18 protein-coding genes are annotated in these 24,554 nt (G+C 68.0%); 7 read left to right on the plus strand and 11 right to left on the minus strand.

Annotation, left to right across the window (positions count from 1 at the left end):
* Positions 1-8: 8 nt before the first annotated feature.
* From J2S55_RS09365 to J2S55_RS09380, 4 genes are read left to right on the plus strand one after another with little or no spacing between them, the layout of a single operon-like run.
* Positions 9-803, plus strand: coding sequence for a SagB/ThcOx family dehydrogenase (locus tag J2S55_RS09365; RefSeq protein ID WP_306858805.1), 795 nt, complete (start codon positions 9-11; stop codon positions 801-803).
* Positions 800-2,191, plus strand: a complete 1,392-nt coding sequence (locus J2S55_RS09370) for a JmjC domain-containing protein (protein ID WP_306858807.1) — start codon at positions 800-802, stop codon at positions 2,189-2,191. Before J2S55_RS09365 ends, J2S55_RS09370 begins: the two co-directional genes overlap by 4 nt.
* Positions 2,191-2,955, plus strand: a complete 765-nt coding sequence (locus tag J2S55_RS09375; RefSeq protein WP_306858809.1) for an SDR family NAD(P)-dependent oxidoreductase — start codon at positions 2,191-2,193, stop codon at positions 2,953-2,955. The genes J2S55_RS09370 and J2S55_RS09375 overlap by 1 nt, the downstream gene beginning before the upstream one ends.
* A 5-nt stretch (positions 2,956-2,960) precedes the next feature.
* Positions 2,961-4,139, plus strand: coding sequence for a cytochrome P450 (locus tag J2S55_RS09380; protein ID WP_306858811.1), 1,179 nt, complete (start codon positions 2,961-2,963; stop codon positions 4,137-4,139).
* Here J2S55_RS09380 and J2S55_RS09385 read toward each other — a convergent pair.
* The gene (locus J2S55_RS09385; RefSeq protein WP_306858813.1) at positions 4,109-5,362 is read right to left on the minus strand and encodes a flavin monoamine oxidase family protein; all 1,254 of its coding nucleotides are present in this window, start codon (positions 5,360-5,362) and stop codon (positions 4,109-4,111) included. The two genes, J2S55_RS09380 and J2S55_RS09385, sit on opposite strands and share 31 nt — an antisense overlap.
* 29 nt (positions 5,363-5,391) lie before the next feature.
* Here J2S55_RS09385 and J2S55_RS09390 point away from each other — a divergent pair, with 29 nt between their 5' ends.
* A complete protein-coding gene (locus J2S55_RS09390) occupies positions 5,392-6,381 on the plus strand; it encodes a hypothetical protein (protein WP_306858815.1) in 990 nt (329 codons plus the stop codon).
* A 199-nt stretch (positions 6,382-6,580) separates the two neighbouring features.
* Here the strand turns inward: J2S55_RS09390 and J2S55_RS09395 are convergent, their stop codons facing one another.
* From J2S55_RS09395 to J2S55_RS09420, 6 genes are all read right to left on the minus strand, one after another.
* Positions 6,581-7,192 carry a TetR/AcrR family transcriptional regulator gene (locus tag J2S55_RS09395; protein ID WP_306858817.1) on the minus strand — a complete coding sequence of 204 codons (612 nt, stop codon included), beginning with the start codon at positions 7,190-7,192 and terminating at the stop codon, positions 6,581-6,583.
* A 282-nt stretch (positions 7,193-7,474) separates the two neighbouring features.
* The gene (locus tag J2S55_RS09400) at positions 7,475-7,717 is read right to left on the minus strand and encodes a hypothetical protein (RefSeq protein ID WP_306858819.1); all 243 of its coding nucleotides are present in this window, start codon (positions 7,715-7,717) and stop codon (positions 7,475-7,477) included.
* Entirely contained in the window at positions 7,710-8,102 is a 393-nt protein-coding gene (locus J2S55_RS09405; protein ID WP_306858821.1) for a DUF1622 domain-containing protein, read from the minus strand. Before J2S55_RS09405 ends, J2S55_RS09400 begins: the two co-directional genes overlap by 8 nt.
* A 908-nt stretch (positions 8,103-9,010) precedes the next feature.
* Positions 9,011-9,427: a hypothetical protein gene (locus J2S55_RS09410; RefSeq protein ID WP_306858822.1), complete on the minus strand. Its 417-nt coding sequence runs from the start codon at positions 9,425-9,427 to the stop codon at positions 9,011-9,013.
* A gap of 279 nt (positions 9,428-9,706) precedes the next feature.
* Positions 9,707-10,660, minus strand: a complete 954-nt coding sequence (locus J2S55_RS09415; RefSeq protein WP_306858824.1) for a hypothetical protein — start codon at positions 10,658-10,660, stop codon at positions 9,707-9,709.
* 299 nt (positions 10,661-10,959) lie between these two features.
* A complete protein-coding gene (locus J2S55_RS09420; RefSeq protein ID WP_306858826.1) occupies positions 10,960-11,199 on the minus strand; it encodes a hypothetical protein in 240 nt (79 codons plus the stop codon).
* Positions 11,200-11,374: 175 nt separating this feature from the next.
* On the opposite strand from J2S55_RS09420, the gene J2S55_RS48260 reads away from it, so the two are divergent.
* Complete coding sequence (locus J2S55_RS48260; RefSeq protein WP_370879771.1) at positions 11,375-11,701, plus strand: tyrosine-type recombinase/integrase; 327 nt, start codon at positions 11,375-11,377, stop codon at positions 11,699-11,701.
* Positions 11,702-11,951: 250 nt separating this feature from the next.
* Here J2S55_RS48260 and J2S55_RS09425 read toward each other — a convergent pair whose 3' ends face one another.
* Entirely contained in the window at positions 11,952-12,716 is a 765-nt protein-coding gene (locus tag J2S55_RS09425; protein WP_306858828.1) for a transposase family protein, read from the minus strand.
* A gap of 161 nt (positions 12,717-12,877) precedes the next feature.
* Between J2S55_RS09425 and J2S55_RS09430 the strand changes: the two genes are divergently transcribed.
* Positions 12,878-13,468: a hypothetical protein gene (locus J2S55_RS09430; protein WP_306858830.1), complete on the plus strand. Its 591-nt coding sequence runs from the start codon at positions 12,878-12,880 to the stop codon at positions 13,466-13,468.
* Between the two features lie 97 nt (positions 13,469-13,565).
* On the opposite strand, the gene J2S55_RS09435 is transcribed toward J2S55_RS09430, so the two are convergent.
* The 3 genes from J2S55_RS09435 to J2S55_RS09445 form a co-directional block, all read right to left on the minus strand.
* On the minus strand, positions 13,566-13,952 hold the full coding sequence (locus tag J2S55_RS09435; RefSeq protein ID WP_306858832.1) for a hypothetical protein: 387 nt from the start codon (positions 13,950-13,952) through the stop codon (positions 13,566-13,568).
* 5 nt (positions 13,953-13,957) lie between these two features.
* The gene (locus tag J2S55_RS09440; protein ID WP_306858834.1) at positions 13,958-14,713 is read right to left on the minus strand and encodes a polymorphic toxin-type HINT domain-containing protein; all 756 of its coding nucleotides are present in this window, start codon (positions 14,711-14,713) and stop codon (positions 13,958-13,960) included.
* Between the two features lie 529 nt (positions 14,714-15,242).
* Positions 15,243-24,155, minus strand: a complete 8,913-nt coding sequence (locus J2S55_RS09445) for a DNRLRE domain-containing protein (protein ID WP_306858836.1) — start codon at positions 24,153-24,155, stop codon at positions 15,243-15,245.
* Positions 24,156-24,554 lie beyond the last annotated feature (399 nt).

Below are 24,554 nucleotides of genomic sequence, written 5' to 3' on the forward strand. Positions count from 1 at the left end.
GGGCAGCCATGCATCCGGTCGACGCGTTCCTGCTGGAGGACAGCGAGGATGCCGTCTGGGAGAGCTATCACGAGAATTCCAAGACGACCCGGGCCACACCGCACCTCTACTTCGACCGGCACCCCTCCGACGGCACGGTCGTCGCGATGATGAACCGGCTGCGCGAGGCCAAGCCGTACCACGACCGTCCCCGGATCGCCCTGCCGTACGACCTCCCGCCGTCCGTCATCGGCCTCGACGAGGCACTGACCGGCCGCGAGTCGGCCCGGGGGTTCGGTCCCGGGCCGGTCGGGCTGCCGGACGTGTCGAAGATCCTGCGCTGCGCCTACGGCGTGACGCGGCCCAACGCCGACGGCCGGTATCCACGTCCCTTCCGCGCCGCCCCGTCCGGCGGCGCCCTCTACCCCCTGGAGCTCTATCTCTGGGCCCGCGAGGTGTCGGGCCTGGTGCCCGGCCTCTACCACTACGACCCGGCGGCGCACGAGCTCCACGAGCTGGGCGAGTTCGAGGCCGGCGGCTGCTTCGTCCAGTCCGACCTCGTCGCCGCGGCGCCGGCCGTGGTGCTGGTGTCGGCGGTGTTCTACCGCTCCGCCTTCAAATACGGCGAGCGCGGCTACCGCTTCGTGCTCATCGAGGCCGGGCACGTCGTGCAGAACGCGGTGCTCGCCGCGTCCGGGCGCGGGCTCGCCGCGGTGCCCGTCGGCGGTTACTTCGACCGCGAGCTCGACGGCCGGCTCGGCTTCGACGGGCTGCACGAGTCGGTCGTCTACTGCCTTCTCCTCGGCCCGCGAGAACCGGAATGACCGGCCCGTGGCCGTTGCGCGTCACCGCTGACGGGCCGGCCCGGGAGGGCGCCTCCGCGCTGGCCTCGCTCGTGCACCCGCTCGACCCCGAGGTGTTCCGCACCGCCTACTGGCAGCGCAGGCCGCTGCACGTCCAGGGGCCCGCCGGCCGCTTCGACGACCTGTTCACCATGGCGGACCTGCGCGAGGCGATGGGCCGCCAGAACGAGCTGGGCCTGCTCATCCGCGTCAGCGGCGACCGGGAGGGTGACGGAGGGGCCGCCGGGGCGCACGTCGCGGTGGAGGCCGCCGACGTGGCCGGCCATCTCAGACGCGGCGCCTCGGTCTGCGTGGAGCCCGTCGAGCGGGCCGCCCCCCGCGTCGCCGACCTGGCCGCCCGGCTCAAGCGCGAGCTCGGCCACCACGGCGACATGGGCGTCAAGTGCTACCTCTCACCGCACGGCTACGGCTTCAACACCCACTTCGACGCCCATGTCGTGACGACGCTCCAGCTCGACGGGCACAAGCGGTGGCGCCTGTCGCGGGCGCCGGGTGTCCCCTTCCCCCGCGGCAACGCCTTCGCCGACGAGGGCGGCGGCGTGCGCTACATCGGGCGCGCCCCCAGCTCGGTCCGTCCGTGGGAGTGCCCGGAGATCGAGGAGGAGGCGTTCGCCGAGGTCCTGCTCAGCCCGGGCGACGTCCTGTGCCTGCCCGCGGGGACCTGGCACAGCGCGAAGGCGGTGGGACACTCCCTCGCCGTCAACATCGCCTTCGCGCCCGTGGACGTCCTCGGGCTCCTCACCGCCGCCGTCCGGGGCCGCCTGGAGGAGCGGGAGGCGTGGCGCTCGGGGCTGCCGGCGGACGGCGGGGCGGCCGGCTTCCTGCTGGACCGGCGGGAGGAGCTGATCGACGAGCTCAGGGCGCTCCCGCTGGACGACCAGCTGATCGCGACGGCGGCCTCTGCCGCCCCGGTCAGCGCCGCCCCGGCCAGCGCCGCCGCCCGGATGGCCGCGCAGGCTCCGGCGGCCGGCGGTTCCGGCGAGCGCAGGCTGCAGTGCGTGCTGACCGTGGCCGACGCCGGGGCCGCGGCGGAGTGGTACGGCCGGGTGCTCGGCTGCCGGGTCCTGGCGGCGATCCCGGAGTTCGGCTGGATCGAGCTGACCTCCCCGGTGCCCGGGGTGAGCATCGGCCTGTCGGAGATCCCCACCGCCGGGGTCAGCGGCGGGGCGGTGCTGGACTTCCGGGTCGACGACCTGGAGCACACGCGCGGGCTGCTCGACCATGACGGAAGGACCCCACCGGCCCGGATGCGCGCCGTCACGGGCGTCGCGCGCTTCCTGGAGGCCCACGACATCGACGGCAACCGGCTGATGTTCTACCAGCCGGACGACGACCAGGAGAGGAACTGATGGGCAGGCTGGACGACAGCGTCGTCATCGTCACCGGCGGGGCCAACGGCATAGGGCGGTGGTACTGCACCGCCCTCGTCCAGGAGGGCGCCCGGGTCGTCGTGTGCGACGTCGACGCCGAGGGAGCGGCCGGCTTCGCCGGCTGGCTCAACGAGCGGACCGGCTCGGAACGCGCGCACCCCCTCGGCGTCGACGTGACCTCACCGGAGCAGACCGCCGGCATGGCCGCCACCGTGCTGGCCCGTTTCGGGGCCGTCGACGTGCTGGTCAACAACGCCGGCAGCTACCCGCACGTGGCGTTCGAGGACATCGACCACGACGCCTGGCGGCGGGTGCTCGCCCTGAACCTCGACAGCGTGTTCCTGTGCAGCCGGGCGGTGCTGCCGGTGATGCGGAAGCAGGGCCGCGGCGCGATCGTCAACGTGGCGACGAACCTCGTGTGGTCGGGACTGTCCAACATGGCCCACTACATCGCGGCCAAGTCCGGGGTGATCGGCCTGACCAAGGCACTCGCCCGCGAATACGGCGAGCACGGGATCCGGGTGAACGCCCTGGCCCCCGGGGCCGTGGTCCCCGACCTCCCCGACCGGCCGCTCAGCCCCGCGGGCCGGGAGGCGGTGGACGAGATCCTGCAGTACCAGTCCGTGAAACGGCACCAGCACCCCCGCGACCTCGTCGGCACCATGCTGTTCCTCTGCTCTCCGGAATCGGAGTTCATGAGCGGCCAGGTGCTCACGGTCGACGGCGGCCTGACCATGCACTGACGCCGATGACAGCGCCCGCCTACGATCCCCGCGACCCCGGGATCCTCGCCGATCCCTACCCCGCCTACCGCGCTCTGCGGGAGCACGACCCGGTGCATCCGGTGCCGGGGGCCCGGCTGTGGTTCCTCACCCGGCACCGAGACTGCCTCACCGTATTGTGCGATCCCCGTTTCTCCGCGCGGCAGGGGCAGCGGCTACGGCAGCGCCGCACGGCGCTGCCCACCTCCATGCTGAACACCGACCCGCCCGACCACACGAGGCTGCGGCGGGCCGCGGCGCCGGCGTTCCGGCCGGGGGCGCTGCGCGAGCACGAGCGCTGGCTCGCCCCGCTGGTCGGCGCGTGGGTGCTGCGGGTGCGCGAGGCGGCGCTCGCGGGCCGGGAGACGGACCTCGCCGCCGACTTCGCCCGCCCGCTGGCGGTCCGGGTGCTCGCCGGCTTCCTGGGCCTGCCGGAGGACGATCTCGCGGACTTCGGCGGCTGGGCCGACGCCGTCGCGGGCAACCTCGACCCCTTCGCCGATCCGGCGCGGGACGGGGAGGCCGCGATGTCGGCGATGTGCGACCGGTTCGCCGACCACCTGTTCGCCCGGAGCACCACCCCGCGCCCGGACGCGTTCACCGTCCTCGCGCGGGGACACCTCGAAGGGCTGCTCGCCCCGGCGGAGGCGATGGCCACGGCGGGCCTCCTCGTCGTCGGCGGGGTGGAGCCGCTGGGCGACATGGTCACCAACGCCGTCGCCGCCATGCTGGCCGAGCCCGGGCGCTGGCGCGACCTGGCGGACGCCGGTGGACCGCCGGCGCGGCGGGCCGCGGAGGAGCTGCTGAGAATCGACCCGCCCATCCAGTTCACCGCCCGCACCGCCGGGGAGGACCTCGTCATCGGCGGCCGGTCGATCCGGCGGGGTGACGGCGTCGTGCCGCTGCTCGGGGCGGCCAACCGCGACGGCGCGAAATTCACCGACCCCGACCGGCTCGACCTGGGCCGCCGCGTCAACCCGCACCTCTCCTTCGGGGCGGGTCCGCATTCCTGTCTCGGCGCACCCCTTGTCAGGCTGTTCGCGCGGCTGCTGATCGCGGCGGTCCGTGGCTGCCCGGCCGAGCCGCGGCCGGGCGGCGCGGGCCCGACCCGCCGTACGGGCGCGGTCCCCCGCGGCTACGCCTCGCTGCCGCTGCGCTGGTCATGAGGCCCGCCGGACAGGCCGAGCGCCACCTCGCCCGCCGCTCTCTCCCCGCTGGCCAGCGCCCCCTGGACGAGACCGCGCAGGTCAGGCCGGGCCGAGGCCTCCCCGGCGAAGAAGACGGTCCCGCCGAGCCGCTCGGCCCACACGGCCGAGGCGGCCCCGGCGCCGGCCACCGGCACGCTGTAGGCGCCGCGCGACCACCGATCGCGCCCCCAGTCCGTGACGAGCACGTCGTCCACCTCCCCCAGGCGGGGGCCGAGCGACCTGAGGAGGTCGGCCTCCCAGCCCGGCCGCCGGGCCAGCCGCGCCGAGGGTCCCTTGACGTGGCCGGCCGTGACACGCGAACCGGCTCGGCTGGTCCAGAGCCCGCCGGGTGGATCGGCCAGGAGGAGCCACGCGGAGCGGGGCGCCGGCCGGGCGGTGACCAGGACGACCGCGACGGCGTCGCAGGAGGCGAGCACGGCGGCGGCGTCGGTCTTGCGCCGAGGCAGCGGCGGGTCGAAGGCGAGGTCCCCACCGGCGGCCACCGGCGGGGGCGGGGTGAGCACGGCCGCACGCGCGCGGACCACCGCGGAGGCGGTCGCGGCCTCCACCCCGTCCGGGCCCCAGCGCAACCGCTCGACCGGGGAGTCCGTACGGATCTCCAGCCCCTCGGCCAGCGCGTGGACCAACCGGTCGAACCCCCCGACGACCACTCGCTCACCGCCCCGCCCGCGGCCGTGGTAGGTCGCCGCGGTCTCCGCCAGGTCGAGCAGCGCCGGATCCTCCCCCACCACCTGCTCCATCCAGCAGCGCGCCAGCGCGCGGGCGGGCGGGGCGAGGCCGGACAGCCCCCGGTCCACCGTGCCGGACAGCGGCCGAGAGGCGTACAGCCCCGCCTCCACCGCCCACGGCAGCGGCCGGATCCGGGCGGCGAGCGCGGCGGCCCCGCGGTGCACGCCCCCGGCCACGACCACGAGCTCGGTGCCCGTCTCCATGGGCGCGGTGCCGACCCGCGCCTCGCGGAGGAGATCGTCGAAGTCGTCGCAGCCGGCCGGGTGCACGACCTGGGCGCCCAGCTCGACCGCCTCCGCCGGATCCGGCCGGAAGGTGCGGACCCGGCCGCCGATCGCGTGCCGGGCCTCCAGCACCACGACGTCGAAGCCCCGCGCGGACAGCCGGCGGGCACAGGCCAGTCCGGCGACCCCGGCCCCGACGATCACTACGTCGGCTGTCTCGGCTGTCACAAGCGCCCCCCTGCCCCGAGGAGACAACCGTGGCCTCCATGGACCTCACCGCGACGGCACGGCTGGCCGCCGCGTTCGGCGACCTCGCCGTACGGCTCGGCGTCCGCGACGATGCCGGCGCCACCGCCGCCGAGCTGCTCCGGATCACCGGGGAGCCGCGCCGGCACTCCATTCTCACCGGCTCCGCCGTGCCGGTTGAGGTTTCCCTGAAACTCGGCGAGCAGGGCGCCCCCACCCTGCGCTGCGTCATCGACATGGTCGAGCATCGCGCCGATGATTGGGAGCATTCGCTGGCACATGCCCGTTCCGTCACCGGATGCTCCACCGAGGAGCAGAGCGCCTGCCTGCTGGAGCTGTTCCGGACCCACCTGACCGGCGCCCCGGCGGACCTGCCGGCCCCGCTGATGCTCGGCCTGGGCTACGGCACCGGGGGCCGCAGGCGCGGAACGGTCTACTTCAGGACCGGCTGGCTCGGCCCGGACGAGCTCGCCGCCAGGTTCCCGCTGCGGATGAAGACCCTCAGGCAGGCCGAGCACCTGCACGGCTGCCGGCTCCCCGGAGCCGTCGAGGTGATGGGCTACGACCTGGCGGGCGGTGAGCTCACGGCCTGGAAGACCTACAAATGGCTTCCCACGGACCCGGACCGCGCCTTCGGCGACCGCGCCGGGACGCATCCGGACCTGCTGCCCGCCAGGCGGCTGCACGACCTGTTCGTCACCGCGTCACGGCCGAGACCCGCCGACCGGTCACTGTTCCTGCAGCTCTCGCACGACGGGACCGGGACCCGGCAGAAGGTCTTCTTCTTCTGCGCGGCCTGGGGCTGGGACGGCCCGGAAGGGGTGGCGGAGCTGCTCGGCTCCCTGCAGCGGGCCTTCGGCCACGACCTCGGTCCGCTGCTGCGCCTGCGCGAGGCGATGGCGGCCCGCGGAGTCAGGGTGCGGCTGGGTCTGATCGCGGTCGGCGGTGACCCGCGGCGTCCTTCCCTCACGTTCTACTTCTGGCCGACCGGGGAGGAGTAGGCCGGACAGCGGGACCCGGAGGAGCAGGCCGGACGGTGGGACCCGGAGGAGTAGACCGGACGGCGGGACCCGGAGGAGCAGGCCGGACAGCGGGACCCGGAGGAGCAGGCCGGACGGCGGGACCGGCGCGGCCGGCCGCGGACTGTCAGCGGAACCGGTAGACGGTCGTGGAGGCGGACTCCGGGCCGGGGCCGGCGGCTCAGGCTTCCCGGGCCGTCGAGGCCGTACCCATGTCGTCGCCGACGATCCGCAGCGCGTCGACCAGGTCACGGCCTGACGGGGCCTGCTCCGGATCGACCAGCCACTGCACCAGCACCCCGCTCAGCATCGCCTGGTAGAGCGAGCCGACGATCCGCGCGTCCTTGTCGCCGCCCGCCTCCCCCGCCGGGGCGCCGACGTTGCGGAACATCTCGGCCAGTCCGAGGCGGGCGGCGTCCATCGAGGCGACGAGCTGCTCGCGGATCTCCGGCAGGCGGTCGATCTGGGCGATGAGCTCGAACTGGGTGACCCAGACCGGACGGTGGGTGGCGAAGGAGGCGATCACCCGGTCCCAGGTGGCCGCGAAACGCTCGGCGGGCGTGGCGCCGGGGTCGGCGTCGGCGGTCAGAGCCCGTTCGATCTCGTCGCCCCACTCCTGCATCGCCTGGAAGAGCGCCGTGTTCATCAGCGCCTCCTTGGACCTGAAGTGGTAGCCGATGGCCGCCAGGCTGACGCCGGAGGCCGCCGCGATGTCGCGTGCGGTCGTGCGGGTGTAGCCCTTCTCGTACAGGCAGCGCTTGGCTCCGGCCAGCAGATCCTCACGGTTTCCCATGTCCGCGAGCCTACCCAAGTCCGAGACGATCGTCTTGGTCGTTTGTGTAAGACAGTGCCGCCGGACGCCCGCGCGGGATGAGGGCCGGGGCCACGCCACCGGACGGCACGGCGGGGCGTGCCGCCGGGACCGGGCCGCCGCCCTACCCGACGGAGGAGCCGGCGGGCGGGGAGTCACCGTACGGACGTCACCGGGCGGAGGAGTGGCGGGCAGATCCTATCGGCCGGAGGGCGGCGGATCGGCGAGCGGAGGACCGGCGGGCGGAGGGGTGGCCGGCGGACCCTATCGGACGGAGAGGGAGAACCCGGCGACGACGACCTTGCGGATCGCGATCGTGAGCGCCGCCACGGCGATGGCCGTCCACGTCTGCGCCAAGGAGAGGCGGAGCAGCCCCGCCGCGACGAGGAAGTCCAGCAGCACCGCCATCGCACCCCGAGGGCCGCCGCCGGACAGCAGGACGGCGACCGCCGCGACCAGTCCCAGGGCGGCGACCAGGGTGGCGGCCGCGCGGACGAGCTCAGCCACCTCCGGCACCGGAGGCCGGACGCGGATGGGCCCCGCTCACCGTGCGTCCCTCCCGCTCGATCTCCTTGCTCAGGAAGAAGTTCAGCGCGGTCCTGATGGCCGCGATCGCCGCCAGCTGCCCGATCTGCGTGAAGCTCGGCGAGATGGCCGTGCGCAGGATGTCGCCAGCGAGCTGGAACTCCAGACCGAGCGCGAGGAACCGCCCCAGGAACAGCCGCACGGCGATGAACCCGTCATCGTCGCGCCGCCGTACGGCGACCAGGAGGAAGCGCACGAAGGCCACGGCCGCACCGGCGAAGATGACGATCGCGCCGGCCGCCTCGACGAGACGGACGAGCAGGTCGACGACCTCCCGGAGTGTCTCCACGGGCAGAAGGTCAAGCATGTGCTGCTGGTACCCGGTGATCGCGGGCCTAAGCCGGACCGCCGACGGGACCGCCGGCTCACGGCCTGGCATCGCGGCACGTCCTGACACTGGGCGAGAACGGCGCTCACCGCGCGGTGGCCGCCCAGGCCCGCGAACCCCGCCGCCCCTTGAAAGGCGCTTCGATGCTCTGTGGCTGATGTCAGCGGCACCCGCTATGGGGTGGGGGTGACACATGGTGCCACTCACCGAGGCTCTGGCACTCCAGGACCATAGGGTCGCCCGACCGTGTGGCGGCATCGGTCGGAGTGTGCCGTGATTCGTTCCGTATCTAAGGGAATCGCGCAGCCGAACCAGGGCAAGTCGAAAAATTAGCCATGTTATCGTGTTGAATAGTTAACCCTGGTGGCGGACAGGCAGTCTCCCCTCGGCCTCATCACGGATGCCCCATGAATGGCGATCCGCAACGAGTCTGCGATCCGCGCCGCCAGGACGGAAAAGGCTTGATCACTCGTTCAGTTCGGATTTTGCGCCGGAAATCGCCCAACCGATGAGCCTGTCCTCCAACCTCAATCCCAAGGTGTCGACACGATATTCGCCGTCAGGATCCTTGTGTACATGCATCATCTCCCCCTGCCCTCGGGGGCCAGGTCCCAAAATTCCACCGCCCACCCCTCGCTCCCCTCCCGCCCATCGCTCAGCACGACAGCTTCAATCAAAGATCCGCCATAATTGCAGAATCCCATGGAACTGCCAATTCTCCTTGCATAAGAAGTAATGATGGGTCCAGGAATAGCGGCTCACCCCGGACGCTCCGGCCGCGCCATGCGTCGTATGAGTGTCCCGCCAACTGCTTGCCGCTCCGGGTGCGGCGCCGGAGGCCCCCATGAGGATGGCCTCCTACCCCGCCGGACACACGGACCTGGAGGTCAGGTTCCGTTCCCTGTTCCCTGAGTTTTGTCGGGACCGTGATCCCTCCAGTCCCAGAAAGGGTCTAGACGGAACCGTTCCAGGACCCGGTCATACCTCAGGAGCTCACCGTGATTCGTATCAAGGAGCCCGTCAAGCCCCTGAATCAATCCCGGCAGGAGCCGGCGGACACAGGGCATGTCAGGATATTCGATGAGGATTGCACTGAATTCTCCTAGCTCTTGGTGAATTTCAGCGACTTCCTCCTCCTCGAACTCGGCGATGACGTCCCCGGACAGGTCGACACCGAAAGAACATGTCTCTTGTTCCAGGCGATCGAAGAACTCCCCCTCGCTGTAGGAGCCGACATGGCGCAGTCGGTCCACGAGCTCTCTGTGAGTATCCACATCACTCAGGAGCACGATGGTAGGTCGCATGGCGACGCCTCCTTGTCCGTCAGGCAGCCACCGAGGGAGATCTGAAGGCTACGGTGCCAGGACGTCCAGCAGCACATTTGTATCTCTGGTGACCATTATCCCATTCTCACCTGGACCACTGCATTCTTGGTCACGACATCGAAGTCGGTAAGGACCTTCCCGCCGGACCCTATGACATCGATTCCGACTCCCTTGCTGTCCTCGTCGCGCCATCGCGATCGTGCAAGCGTTCCTCGTCGTGCGGGCCGTCGAAGCCGACCGCCACCCGGGACGAAAGGCTCACTCATCCATATTGTCGGCGGTCTGGACGAGCCGAGCCATGGCCTCCACCGGTAGCGCGGGGTTGGTGGCCGCCGAGAACGCGACCTGCTCGTCGGAATCGTCAAGGAGCGCCGGCATCCGGGTGACAGGCACACGGTACAGCTCGGGGTCGTAGGCGATGGCCGCGCGCTCGGCTTCGGTCAGTTCCGCACGGAGCGAGACCCTCAAGCGGATCCTCGGGTCGGGGTCGGTGGACAGCTCCTCCACCAGATCGCGGTCCAGGTGCGGGTTCTCCGCGACCAGGTGACGGCGCTCGGCGTCACTACTGCGGGCACAGCGCTCGGCCATCGCTCTGGGCAGCGGCGCCTCGCCCACGACGTGCGTCGCGTCGTCGCTCACGAGGATCTTGTCGAGCAGTCCCGGCCGCTCTCGGTAACCCTTCAGTTCGGCCGCCCGCCGTACCGACGGATCCTTGTCGTCCAGGAGGGCCGCTCTGACAGGTGCGGGGAGCAGGTTCCAGCCGGAGCAGACCGTTCTTCGCACCTCAGCTTCCGGATCTGCCGCCAGCGTGGTCAGGATGCGAGCCGGGGTCTGCCGGTTCTGGGCCGGCTCGCACCGGATCTCGATGCACGGGTCATGGGCCAGGAGGTCGTAGGCGGCGTCGGTCAACGGCATGGTCCGAGGTTGGAAGCGGTGCCACTGCGGATCTTCGGCCAGGGCCCGGCGCACGCGGAGAACAGGATCTCCCGCGAGCCTGGAGCGGATCCCGGCCGGGACGTGGGGGTTACCGGCGAAGCACTCCCTGACCTTGGCGTCGTGGTGACCGATGAAGGCCTCCACCACCCGCTCCGGCAGGTCGGCCCGCCACGCCAGATACGGCAACGCGTCAGCCGTCACCTCCGGCTGGAGCATGCGGAGCATAAGACTCGCCGGCAAGGCGGGGTTGACGGCCAGACCCGACAACGTGCTCACAGCCCTCCTCTCACCCCTGCGCTGGTCCGCGCTGAGCACGAACAGTATCCGGACGCCTCCGGCGTCCCGAGCAGTCGATCGTCCCTCCGAGTGGCGTCGACACGGCTGCCTCGGGCTGCCACCGGGCCGGGGCTCCGGCTCCTTCCACGCCCATCGTGAGCGGCACCATCACAATGGAAGGGGCTCATTGCTGCACTCATGGAGAAGAGCGATGGCCCCGAAGAGCCATCGCCCCATCAGCCGTCCGCTGACGTTTTCGTCATAGCCGGCTACCAGGCCATGACGGCACGTGTGTCACTTCATCGTTCGCCAAATTCCCCCAGCTCGCCAATTAGCCGCCGGCGGGCCGCATCCAGCTGTTCGGAATAAGAAGAATCGAAGATCGACAACAATTGCGTTTCCAACGTCCCGCTGATTCTCAACAGAGCAGACCAAACTGCGCGATCGTCGACGAGAACCGAGAAGTCTTCCTCATGCATCACACGGTTCATCCAGTCGGACAGGACGAGCGCCTGATCGTCTGTCAATTCAATCTTCACGGAGGTCTCTCTTCAGATGGCGGCTTTCATGTCGGCGGCCTATGGCTCTGCGTGGCACGCTCATAGCCCCTTCCATCCGCGGCATTCATCGGCCCGTTAATCACCAGTCACCTTCCATGCTCGCCGCGCGGGGGCGTCCGCCCTTCTGCGCGCTTCCAGCCGTCCACTGTGCCCTCTGCGCGGCCTTGATCCCGCAAACCTCACCCGCCGCTTCCGTGGCCTTCTCGACCAGGCCGGCCTCCGACGCATCCGCTTCCACGACCTACGCCACTTGACCGCCACCCTGCTCCTGGAGCAGGGCGTCGAACTCGTCGTGATCAAGGAACTCCTCGCCACGCCCACATCTCGATCACCGCCGACGTCTACGCCCACGTCCAACTCCGCCTCCAACGCGACGCCATCGAACGCATGTCAGGTACTCTCGACGACCGCCCCGAACCGTAGCCGTCAGAAAACGATCACAACGTCTGTAGCCGTCAAGCGCGTAACGGGGCCTCGCTGAAACGCTATACAGCGAGGCCCCGTTCGTGTCACTCAAATCTTAATGCCCGCGCCCGGACAGTTAGATCTGAGCGAACACATTTAGCGAATTAAATTCGCACGACAAATACTCAGAGCGGAAAGTTGTTATGCCACGGGGCATCCAGCTCTTCCGGGTCAGCACCCGCTTCCCTTACTGCATCGTCAATTTCTGAGATCCCATCGACGATTTTGACGTAGGGGGTGTCGAAGTTCCCGTCATAGAACGTTTTTCATCTCGATTCGAGAGCCTGAAGTACGAAGATGGCCTTGACGAGCTGACCTGCTCGCAGAGGGCAGCAGCGGAGTTTCCGCAGGATCCGCCAGGTCTTCAGGACGGCATTGGCGCGTTCACCGGGGCCGCGGAGCTTGGCGTGGGCGGAGTTGGCGCTCTTTTGCGACTGCGGTTTGCCTCGGCCCTTGTACGGCACGAGTACGCGCTGACCTGCGCCGACGTATCCCTTGTCGGCCAATGTGATCAGCCCGGAGGCCTGCAGTCGGCGGATGAGGCCCCAGATCCGGGCCGCTTTGAGGTCGTGGACCGAGCCGGGCATAGAGCCGGAAGTCCAGAGCGGGGTGCCGTCCGGGGCGGCGAGAGCCTGAATGTTCATGCCGTGCATCTTGTGTTTGCCGGAGTAGTAGGGCCGGTCGGCGGCCACCCGGTCGATGGGGATGAGCGTGCCGTCCAGCACGACGAAGGCGTATCCGGCGCGTTTGGCCGTCCGTAGCGCCTGGTCGAGGGTGGGTGAGCGTTTGGCGAGCAGGGCGACGGTCTCGCGGACGTAGCGCCAGGCGGTTGCGGTACCGATGCCGAACCCGGCGGCGATCTCGGTGAACGTCTCGCCCTTGCGCAGGTAGACGAGCACGAGCAGGGCTTGCTGTCCGGGGTTGAGCCGTCGCCAGGGTGTGCCGATCGCCTTGCGGTGCCGTCGGATGGCTCCGGCCACGTAGTTCAGCGTTGAACGCGACAAATCGACCGCGGCACGGTAGAACAGCACCCGAAGCTCCTGGCTGTGACGGATGTGATTGTGGTGATCAACCCGTCTACCAGGAGCTTCTCTACGTCATCAGGCGAACGCCGCGCTCGCGATCATGCTGTGACCAGCAGCTCGTCGCCCGCGACAACCCATATCGCGTTCGGAACTTCAGCGGAGGATACGTGGCTTTCCAGGGATTGACGGAACACTACGAGAACTTCATGCAGGAAGGTTCGGACTGGTTGTCCGTGGGGTTGGCCTGGACCGCCGTCCTGCCGGTCGAAGGACGGCTCTCGCTGAGCGAGGTGGCGACCCGCCTGATCGGAGACGGGCAGCCGCCGGTGATCGAGCTCGACAGCGAAGAGGCATACGAGGCCGATGCCGTTCTTCTGGGCCAGATGGGAAACTCAACGATGATCGTCGAGACTTTCGGGAACAACTATGTCTGGGAATCGGGAGTTCTCGATCGGCTCAGCGTGAACGCGCAGGTCTGGCATGTCTCATGGGAGGTGACGGGGAACTCCAGGCTGATCCACGCCGCGCGCGGACGGGTTCTGGCCGAGGTCCAGCATCTGAATCCCGCCGACGCCGTCGGGGAAGACCTCGCCGCCGTTGAGGCCGAGTTGGCGGCCCTGGGTCCGACCATCAGCGCTCCGTGGCCGGCCACACAGGCCATGGCGCTGGCCATCGTGGAGGCGCGCACCGGCGCGCGCCTGGAGAGCGACTGGTTCGATCGTTCCCATCCGGCCGTGATCGTCGGCGACCCCGCGTAGGCGCCCTGATCGCGGCGGCTCGTGTCTTGCTGCTCCAGATCGCCCAAGGATGAAAAAGGCTCCGTGCAATCCTTTCCAGGCCCTCCAGTCAGATCAATTACAGATCGTACGGGTAGAGCTGAATCTCGGGTGCCCGGAAGGAGATCAGACCCTCTGAGGGAAGTTCTGACCTTCGATTCGGAATCTCGATCAGGAGAATGTCCGACCCCACCCTGATCTCTACGACCGAATCATCGCCATCGTCAAATCTGACGACTTCACCCGTAATGAAGACGGCGGTCTCCACGTCGAGATTTTCCGAGAGCGAAGTAACACCCGAAGGGACTTCCGTCCACTCCGTGATCTCCTCTGGAACCTCGATCTCGACATCGAATTGTCCCATCTTTGCGGAACTCTCGCCCATCCAGCGGCCGGATGCAGCGCCGGACTCACACCTGAAAGACACGGTCCCTCGCGAAGGGTCTAGTACCTGGAGAACTTCCACTCTCACTACTTCACCCCCAGGGGAACTCTCTGCATCGTGTTACCGACAGTCCACGTATTGGTGACAGAATTCCAGTCCCATGTCTCCATATGATAGTGGAACTTCGTAGACTTGCTATTCATCTCATGATCTCCCACTCGGATGCTGCGGCGCCCATCGGCAGATACGAGACGGTTGGGGTCTACCTGCCCGGTTCGCGGGTGAATATTTGTGTACGGACCGGGCCCTAAGAAATCACTCCATGCCTTATCGACCTGAGAAGGCTTGAGGGGCTTGGGGGCTGTAACCTCTGGCAGATTATTGACTATTTCAGCGGGCGGGCAATATGAATTGTGTACCAGGACCGGAGTACTACCCGTGAAGACATAGTACGTGTGGAGGTCGGCGATGGTGAGGTTGTGGACCCGCTGGTAGGCGGTCCACTTCTTGATCGCGGTGACCTGGACGCGGGTGCCGGCGGAGGTGCGCAGCCACATGCCGGCCTTGAGGTCCCTGGCATCGACCCACTCGCGCAGCGCGGGCACCCAGAACGGGTGGATCTCGGTGGCGATGACCAGGCCGGTCTTGTCACCCTTCCTGCCATCGGTGTCGACGGTGACCTGGACGAAGTTCTTGTCGTCCTCACCAGTGATCAAAGCGATGACGGGCTTGGCCTCGGTCTTGCCGGTCTCCGGGTCGGTGGCCAGCACCTCATCGCCGACCTTGACATCCTCGATCGGCTTGCGGGTGCCGTCGGCCATGAGGACTTCGGTTCCTGGCACAAAGCTCTGGCGACATGCCTCTGCGAGCTTTCCAGCTTTCTGGCGATTCGACCAGCTCTACCGGTTTCTGATCCAACTGCGCCGAAGGCCCCGCCGGACATAATCCGGCGGGACCCTCGTCTACCCTCTAAGAATCAGCACAGAATCTCGCTGCGGAACTCCCGATGCGTCGTAATCGAGATCTCTGGGATGCAACCAGATACTGTAACTGAGGCACACCACAAGGCCGTCACCACCGTCTGACTTTAGCGCCAAGCAACGAACCCGCGAAGAGTGAGATTCTCGCACTTCGGAGAATTTCAACATCTCGTCAATCTGCGCCGGTCCAGCAATGGCGATGGTGAGCGACTGATACACGGTTTTCAGTTTCATTCCGACGACGCCATAGAATGTCACCTCGACAACGTCGCGGGCGGAATCTGGATCGACACTTCGCAGCGTGAGCTCCGAATGGCTGACGCTGTACCGCCATGGCCGGAACTTCCGATCGAACGAGAGGGGAAGGCTCGCGGTTGGCTGTGCTCCTTCCTCAGGGATCGAATGGGTTGGCAACGGCACTTCCGTTTCTATAGAAGGTGACGCGAGACCAGGCGCTCGGATTGTCCTGGATGAGGCTTAACTCCCATGCAGTCGCATGTCCATCGAAGATGGGATCCATACCCCTGCCTGTGCTGGCCGCCGCCACTGGATCATCGATGCCATCCAAGTTGAAGTGGATCGGCGTGTTCCCGTCTTTGACATAGCCCTTGAATTCGCTGACCCATTTGTCGCCGGCGGATGGCCAATCGTGGTACGACTTCGAGCCAACCGAAGTTGCAAATTCATGAAGAGCCATCGGATCGCCATTGACTTCACTGAGTCCGAGTGCAATCCCTCTACACCCGTTCGAGTTGTGTACAAGTACCGCTTGGTCGCCTGCGAGCACATAGTACGTGTGGAGGTCGGCGATGGTGAGGTTGTGGACCCGCTGGTAGGCGGTCCACTTCTTGATCGCGGTGACCTGGACGCGGGTGCCGGCGGAGGTGCGCAGCCACATGCCGGCCTTGAGGTCCCTGGCATCGACCCACTCGTGCAGCGCGGGCACCCAGAACGGGTGGATCTCGGTGGCGATGACCAGGCCGGTCTTGTCACCCTTCCTGCCATCGGTGTCGACGGTGACCTGGACGAAGTTCTTGTCGTCCTCACCAGTGATCAAAGCGATGACGGGCTTGGCCTCGGTCTTGCCGGTCTCCGGGTCGGTGGCCAGCACCTCATCGCCGACCTTGACATCCTCGATCGGCTTGCGGGTGCCGTCGGCCATGAGGACTTCGGTTCCTGGCACAAAGCTCTGACAGGGATTCGCGAGAGCTCTGGCTGCTCTGTTGCCTCCACCAGACTTAAGGAATCCCCTCGAAAAGCTGCCTCCCCCCTCGCCGACCGGAGAGTTCCCGTTGGCTACGAGCGCATTCGTGTGATCGGCGACTAACGTCACGAACCACCCGCCGCATACATACTCCCCGATCTCCCGGCAGGCGTTGATGGCCGCGTTCAGTTCTTCCTGAACTTGTTCCATGCCGGTGGGGTTTCTGGCTCCGGCGATGTCGGCGTAGTACTTGTTGAAGCTGCTTCTGAAGCCGCCGAGGTCAACTCCATCGGGAACCGTAACGGTGCCGGTCTTGCCGGCGCCGCGATCGCCTACGTTTGTGTATGTCCCTCCATATCCACTCTTGTCGTAGGCGGAAAGCCCGGCCTCCTTGCGAGCTATGGCGTTGTTCTTCTCGACGCAGTCGTTGGAGTTGTTGGGCGAGCATCCGTACGGGTCGTGGCCGTCGTTTTCGATGCCGGTGATGGGGTTGCCGCCGGTGAAGGCGTAGCGGTTGCTGGTCCAGGGGTCGGTGCCGAGGCTCAGGTCGGCCAGGGCGCCGTTGTAGGAGTCGAGGGTGAGGAAGCGGTTGAGGCCCGGGTTGTAGTCGCGGAACCCCATGTCGTACATGCCGGTGGAGTTGTCCCAGCGCTTGGCGTTGAAGCGGTAGGGGTTGTACTCCTCCTTGGCGGTGGGATCGACAGGGTCGGGCTTGTCGACGCCGGTGAAGAGTTTGTCGTCGTTGCCGCCGTAGGCGGTGTAGCCGTAGGTGGCGCGGGCATCGCCGGTCTCGGAGGTGATGGTCTCGACGTCGGTGTGGGCGTTGTAGCCGTAGTAGGAGGACTCCTCGCCGCCGTCGGCCTTGACCTTCACCTGCGACAGCCGCTCGCCCCAGGGGCTGTACTGGAAGGACTTGGTGAGTTTCCCGGCGACCTCCTCGTCCAGGACCTCGCCGGACAGGCCGAGGTAGGAGTAGGCGGTGGTCTTCGCGCTCGCGGTGCCGGTCTTCTCGGTCTTGGAGGTGGTGCGGTCCAGCGGGTCGTAGGTGTAGGTGGTGACGGTGCTGCCGGCGTCACCGAGCTTTTCGTGCCGGGTGACGTGGTCGAAGCCGTCGTAGGTGTATTTCTCCTGGGTCTTGCCGCCGCCGGTGATGGTGCGCAGCCGGCCGTAGGGGTCGTAGTTGTAGGTGGAGGTGGCCCCGGCGGTGATGGAGGTCATCAGCCGGTTGCGGTCGAAGGTGAAGGTGGTCTGCTTGCCCTGGACGGTCTGGTCGTAGACGTTGCTGTTGGCGTCGTGCAGGTAGGAGTCGGTCTCCGCGGCGCCACCGCCGATGGGGGTCTTGACGGACTTGGCGATCCGGTCGCGCGGGTCGTAGGTGTAGGCGTAGTCGTGTTCGAGGTAGGCGCCGGGGTTGTCGGCGTTCTGGATCTTGGCCAGGTCGCGGGCGCGGTGCAGGTTGCCCTGGTAGCCGATGGTGTGCTCGGAGACCACCGTGCCGTTGGGCTTCTTCTCGATCGAGTGCCGCAGCAGGCTGTCGAGGAAGTAGTCGTAGTCGACGGTGTTGCCGTTGGCCTTGGTCTCCTTCAGCCGTTCGGCCTTGGGCGTGTAGGTGTAGGAGGTGACCTTCGGCCCGGTGTCGGCCGCCGACTTGGCGTTGGTGACCTTCTCGACCAGGTCGCGGACGTCGTAGCGGTAGGTGGCGACGGTCTTGTCGTGGGTGCGCTCGGTGACGGCGCTGTTCTCGTTGTAGGTGTAGCCGGTGGTGTTCTTCACCACGCTGTCGAGCTTCTCGACGATCTGCTCGACCTGGTTGAGGCCGGTGTAGCCGATGTCCCAGGTATCGATCTTCGCGGTGGGCGAGTGGTCGCGGAGCTTCGTCAGGTTGGCGTTGGGGTCGTAGAAGTACTCGAAGTCCTTCTTCTCGGTGTCGGTGGTGCCGGTGGTGTCGCGCACCAGCTTGACCGCGTCGGCGGCGACGGTGCCGTTGGCCTCGTCGGTCAGCGTGACGGAGTGGGCGTTGCCCTCGGTGAAGGCGAACTCGCCCAGGCTGACCCACTCACCCGCCTTGGCGGTCTGGTCGATGGTGGCGGTCGTCTCGCCGCCGTCGTACTTGACGGTGTATTTCGCGTTGGTCGCGGTCGCCCCGGTAGGGTACTTGACGTGAACCTTGTATCTGCCCGCCGACGGGGTGGTGAGGTTCCAGGTGAAGGCCGAGGAGCCGGTGCCGGCGGGGGCGGTGGCGTAGTCGTAGCCGGTGAAGCCGGTGCCGACGGTGGCCGTGGCGGCGAGCCCGCTCCCCCCACCGCTGCCGACGACGGTCCAGGAGCCGGTGGCGGTGACCTGGCCGGTGTCGGAGTTGTCGCCGAGCACCACGTCCAGGCCGAGCGGCACGCCGTCGTCGGAGTGGGTGTGGAGCTTGCCGTCGGGGAAGTAGGTCCACTTCAGGGCCCGCTGGGAGGAGCCACCCGCGGAGGTGACGGTGCGGTTGGTCTGCAGACCCAGTTTGTTGTAGTCGTAGGTGGTCTTGATGTCCCACGGGTCGGTGGTGGTCCTGGACCAGCCGTTGTCCCAGTAGGTCATCGTGGTGATGTTGCGGATGGTCTGCCCGTGCGAGGGCGGCGCGGAGATCTCCTTGAGCCGCGAGACGGCGTCGTAGGCGTACTTGACGCTGTCGGGGGTGTTGTACTTCGGGTCGTCCTTGTCGAAGGGGTAGATCTCTTCGGCCGGGCGGTTGAGCTTGTCGTACTTGGTCTCGGCGATGAAGTCGGCCGCGTCGTCGGTGGTCTCCACGCCGCGCGGGGTGACGACCTTGGTGCGGTTGCCGACCTGGTCGTAGACGAACTGGGTGACGGTGTACTTGACCACTCCGTCGGTGGCCGAGTGCGGGACCTTGGTCTCCACGGCCGCGCCGCGCTTGTCCAGCGTGATGAGGGTCGTGTTGCCCTCCTGGTCGGTGGCGGCCTCGACCAGCCCGTCCAGGTCGTAGTCGGTCACCGTCTGGTGGCCGGCGGCGTCCTTCACGTGGGTGACCCGGTGGTTGCGGTCGAAGGTGGAGATCGTGGTGTAGTCGGCGGTGTCGGTGGTGGCGTTCTTGCGCGGGTCGACCACCTTGGTGACGTTGCCGACGTTGTCGTAGGTGTAGGTGATCTTTTGCTGGGCGGCGTTGAGCACGTCTGTCAGCTGGTAGATCGGGTCGTACACATACGTGGTGGTGAAGTCACCCGCCTCGGCGGTGAGGTTGCCCTTGGGCTCGGTCTGCGTCTTCAGGTTGCCGGCCAGGTCGTAGGTGAAGGACGCCTTGCGCTCCGGACCGGTGTCGGTGTCCTTGGGCAGCAGCGACTCCAGCAGCTGGTCGGCCTTGTCGTAGAGCGCCGTCGACACCGCTCCGTTGGGCGCGGTCGCCTTGGTGATGTTGTCGTTGGGGTCGTAGACGGGGGCGGGGGTGACGATGAACTCACCCGCGTCCTGGTCCTTGGGGACCTTGCTCTCCAGCGGCCGGGTGAAGATGTCGTAGGTCTGGGTGGTCTTCCTGCCCAGCGCGTCGGTCACCGACAGCACGTTGCCGCGCACGTCGTACGAGGTCACCGTGGCGTTGTCGTACGCGTCGGTGATCTTCTCCGGGTAGCCGGTCGGGTGGTAGTCGCCGTAGGCGGCCGGGTTGCCGTTGGCGTCGGTCGTCTTGACGAGCTGGCCGAGCGGGTCGTAGTCGTAGGACGTCGTGTAGTCGCCCGCCGTGGGGGAGGCGACGCCCAGCGGGTCGGTGACGGTCTTGAGGTTGCCCTTGGCGTCATAGCCGAAGGCCCACTTGCGGCCCTCGGGCGAGGTCTTCTCGGTCAGGTCGGCGACGTAGCCGTTCAGGAAGGTCTGGTAGCCCAGCACCGTGGGAGCCGTGCCGTTGTGGTTGGCCTCGGCGTCCTTCAGCTCCAGCGGGTAGCCGGTCTTCTGGTCGAAGACCCAGGTGGCGAACGCGCCGTTGGCCTCGGTCAGCTTGGTGACGTTGTGGTCGGGGTCCCAGGTCAGCGCCGTGGTCTCGTTCTTGGCGTTGGTGATCGACTCGGGCCGGCCGTAGGCGTCCAGCACGTATTCGGTGGCGTGCTGCAGCGGGTCGGTGACCGTGGCGTGGATGACGCCGCCCTGCGGGCCGTCAGGGTCGACGTAGTCGAACCGCGTCACCCCGTTCAGCCGGTCGGTGAGCGTCTCGACCTTCCACTTGTCCTTGGGGTCGACCGGCGCCTCGTAGTACTTCAGCGCGGTGGTGTTGCCCCGCGGGTCCTTGACCGCGACCAGCTTGACGTTCTTGTTGCCCTGGGTGGCGTCGTAGGTGAAGCGGAAGGTCTTGGCCTCGGGGTCACCGGCGCCGTCGACCATCTTGGCCATCAGGCCCTTGTCGCTGTAGGTGAAGGTGACCTTCCGCCCGGCGACGTCGGTGATGGACTCGACGTTGTCGATGATGTGCGGGTTGGTCAGCTTGGTGTCGGCGACCTCGGCGCCGGCGTCGTTGACGTAGGTGTAGTCCTGGCCCTTCTTGAAATAGTCCAGGGTCAGGGTGCGCCGCCCGGCGGCGTCGGTGATGTGCTGCAGGAACTTGGTGGGCTTGTTGTTGGACCTGCGCCGTTCGTAGGCGAACGACATGGTGTTGCCGTTCTTGTCGACGATCGCCGACTGGAAGCCCTCCTGGTCGTAGAAGAACTGGGTGCGGTCGGGCTTGGTGAACACCCAGGTGCGCTGCGCGGCCAGCTCCCGATCCGCGAAGGAGGCGGGGTCGACTTTCTGCAGGTACAGGTGGATCCCGCGCGGATGGGTGTAGTCGCAGGTGGCGTAGGTGCAGTCACGCACGTCGGCGCCGTGGGTGTCCAGCGTCCACACGTGTGTGGTGCCGTCGCCGTCGGTCAACCGCACCTGGGAGGGCCAGTTCTGGCCGGGCGGGTGGAAGTGGACCTGCGAGCCGAGCCGCTGCAACGTCGAGGTCTGCAACGACCACCCGTAGCCCATCGCCGAGGCGCTGGTGTCGAGGCTGTTGTAGGTCATCCGCACGAAGGTGGAGACACCGCGCGAGGGGTTGGAGAAGGCGTTGTAGTTCCACACCACGTTGCCCGCGTACGGGTTGACCAACGCGGTGGACCCGGCGCCGGTGTTCTTACCGGTGTAGGCGTAGAACTTCTCCGCCCCCAGCAGGTCGGAGGTCGGCGAGTCCACGCGGATCTGCTGCGGCAGCTGCGGCAACTGGTGGGAGGCGGACTTCCAGTTGTTGGTGACGGTGTCCTGGACGTCCCACACCAGGTCCACGGCTTCGGCCTTGTTGCCGCCTTCGCCGGTGACGGCCGGGGCCTTGACGGTGGCGTGGACCACGGTGGACTCCCCCGGTGCCAGGTCGACCGGCAGCTGGGTTCTGACCTGGTTGGCGGGAGCGGAGACCTCGGTGCCGTCGGGCAGCTTCCAGTGGTAGGACAGCGCGGTCGAGGCGGCCGGCCAGGTCTGGGCGGTGGTGTTGGTGAGGGCGACGGTGACCTGGCGGGTGGCGCCGGTGTCCAGCCGCTCGGGAGTGCCCGGGGCGTAGAAGGTGGCCGAGCCGTCGCTCTTTTCGGCGTAGGTCACCCGCAGCCGGGGCCGCAGCAGCGGCTCGTCGGTCTCGGAGGCCAGGAACTGCACTGATTGCTTGGCGGTGCCGGCCTCGCCCGCGACCTTGACCAGCAGACCGTGGTCGGCGGCCGGGTCGGTGATCCAGGCCTTGGCGGCGTCGGTGACGTTCCACTGCTGCCAGCGAGGCTGCGCGGTGACGGCCGAGACGCCGCTGAGCGCGGTGGCGGTGAAATCACCGCCGGGTGTGGTCCAGGCGGTGGTGGCGTCGGCCTTGGTCCAGGTGGCGGCCCCGTCGAAGCCCTTGGTGAGCCGGTGGGCGTTGAAGGTGGCGCCCGAGCCGGTGGCGGTGGCCGCCCACAGCGACAGGGTGGCCTCGCTGATCTGGGCGTCGGCCGGGATCTGGGTGGCGAAGCCGTCGAAGTCCACCACCGCGCGGGTGTTGCCCAGCGTGGTGGCGGTGTTGCCGACCTGCAGCCGCTTCTGGCCGTCGACGGTGTCGTGGCCGGCGGACGGCTCGCCGGAGGCCAACGTGGTGTCGGCGCCGGCGACGATCACCTTGGTCACCTGGCCCGGCCGGGGCAGGATGACCCGCATCTCCTGGGACGCCGAGGTCTTGCCGTTGGCCAGCACCGCCTCCACCCAGTAGGTGGCCTCGTGGGTGTAGGCCGGATCGGCGGCGGCTTCGGGGTCGGCGCCGCTGCTGGTGTCGGTGTAAGAGGTCACGTCTGCCGGCAGCGTGGTCACCAGCTGCGGGTCCATGTCGGCCGAGCCCTCGCTGAGCTGGCAGCCCGACGGGCAGTACCGATACAGCCGATACTCGGCCAGATCGTCGGCGGCGTCGTCCGGGGTGGGGTCGGCGTACGGCGTCCACGACAGCGACGCGCCCACCGACGTGGCCACCGCCGGCTGCTTCAGCTGCACCGACGGGGTGCCGAAGGTGATCAGCAGCCGGGGATGCGTGGCGTTCTCGCCCAGCATCGCGTCGCCGCCGTAGACGTTCTCGCTCGCCTCGTACACCGGACCACCGAGCTTCGCGGTGGAGGTCTCGTCGGCGGCCTTGAGCAGGAAGCCCCAGGCGGGGTCGGTGGTGGCGGCCCAGGCGTTGGCCACCGCGGTGACGTCGAAGGAGTGCCAGCGCGACAGTTCTCCGGCGTTCTTGGTCACCGTGGCCGCCGCCGCGGGCGCGAAGGCCGGCTGGGTGTTCCAGGTAGCGGTGAAGGAGTCCCATTCGGAGGTGATCTCGTGGGCCTCCACCGTCACCGGCCCGGCCGTCCCCAGTGCCTGGTCGAAGTAGGTCTCCAGCTTCGCCTGGTCGATCCGGGCGCCCAGCGGCAGCACGTCCCCGCTGGGCCAGTTGAAGTACAGCAGCGCCCGGTTGACGCCGGTGGCGGTCTTGCCGGCCGGCAGCTTCCAGGAGGAGTCGAAGTTCGCCCTCGGCGAGGCCGAATCGACGTAGGTGTTGCTCGGGCTGTCGGCGCCCAGGTTGATCGTCGGGTCGATCACCACCGGCCACTTGCGGTCCGGCGCGGCCAGCCAGGCCGCGTCCGGCTTCAGCGTGATCGTCGTTTCGGCGCCCTGCTGAGCGACGGTCTGCGTCACCGCCGTGCTGTAACGCTTGCCGTACGGCGAGGCCACATCATCGGCGGCGTCGATCATGAAGGGTTTCGGGATGGTGAACGCCGCCCCCGAACCGTCGTCGGCGTCGAAGACGACCGACCCATCCGGGTTCTGCCGCGCGGCGACCCCGCCGGTCTTGACGGTGAAGGCGAACTCCGCGTCGGCCGCCGGCGGCTTGGACAGCACGAGGTACTCCTTCACCCCCTCGGGAGTGACCTTGTAGACCACGTCCGCGCCGTCCCACACGCCCCGGTAGGTGACGGTGGAGCCCTTCACCTCCGGGATGATCTTCTTGGAGTCACCGACCACGCCGAGCGTCAGCTGCCGTTCCCCGGCCTTGATCCTCGCGAGCTTGCCGGTGGCGTCGCCGAACCGGGAGGAGAAACCGGTGGCGTCGTTGCCGCGCGTGAACCCGTCATCGGAGGTCGCGCCGATCGTCGTGTCGATCGGCTGCCACTTACCGTCGCCGTCCCGGTAGTGGCGCGGCACGGTCGACAGCTCCACCTGCCGCCGGCCGTCTTCGAGTTCGTACACCGTGCCGTGGGCGAAGCGCTTGCCGGTCAGCTCCTTGACCCGCTTGCCCGGCGGCTCCGGCTCACCCGGCGCGGTCGCGCCTGTCCGGCCGGGCAGCGCGGCCGCACCCGCGCCGGCACGCATCCGCCCGCGCGGGGTCTCGGCGAACAGGCCGCCGATCCCGGAGGCCAGCTGCGACAGTAGCCCCGGCCCGGCCGCGACGGCAGAGGTCTGTGCCAGCGCCGGGCCGGCCGGGGCCATCGACGCCAGCAGGGTGACACCGATCGCGGTGGCGATCACACGCCGTCGCCGTAACCGTTTACGGCTCCGGTAGGACTCGGGCCCGGATGTCCGGGACTGGGCGGAGGGGGCGGGGGGTAACAGGCGCACGCGGGCTCCACTCACGAGATCAGAGAGGTCAAGTGGGGCAAAACGCCTTGATCGTAAGAATCTGGTTAACCCGAGTAAATGATCACTGTAAGCAATGACCTGTATCGGATGTAACGTCCGGTGAAACTTCACCGATTTATTCGTCCCATCATCGACACACTGATCAATGACTCAGCCCTTGATGTGCGCGAACACCGAGAAGCCCCGCGACGGAGAAAAGATGAGCCCAGGCTGCCCAGGCTCATGGAACGCGCCAAAGCATCCCTGTGACGTTAATCACAACCGACGCTTGTCCCGACGAATGATCAATTGTCTCTCCCGGTCAATGGGGATCGACCACCCCGCTCCCCGGGAAATGTAGGGTCAGCCGACATGTCGGGACGGACGGGCCCATGACCT

Origin of the sequence: Streptosporangium brasiliense, assembly GCF_030811595.1 — a bacterium.
GTDB lineage: Bacteria > Actinomycetota > Actinomycetes > Streptosporangiales > Streptosporangiaceae > Streptosporangium > Streptosporangium brasiliense.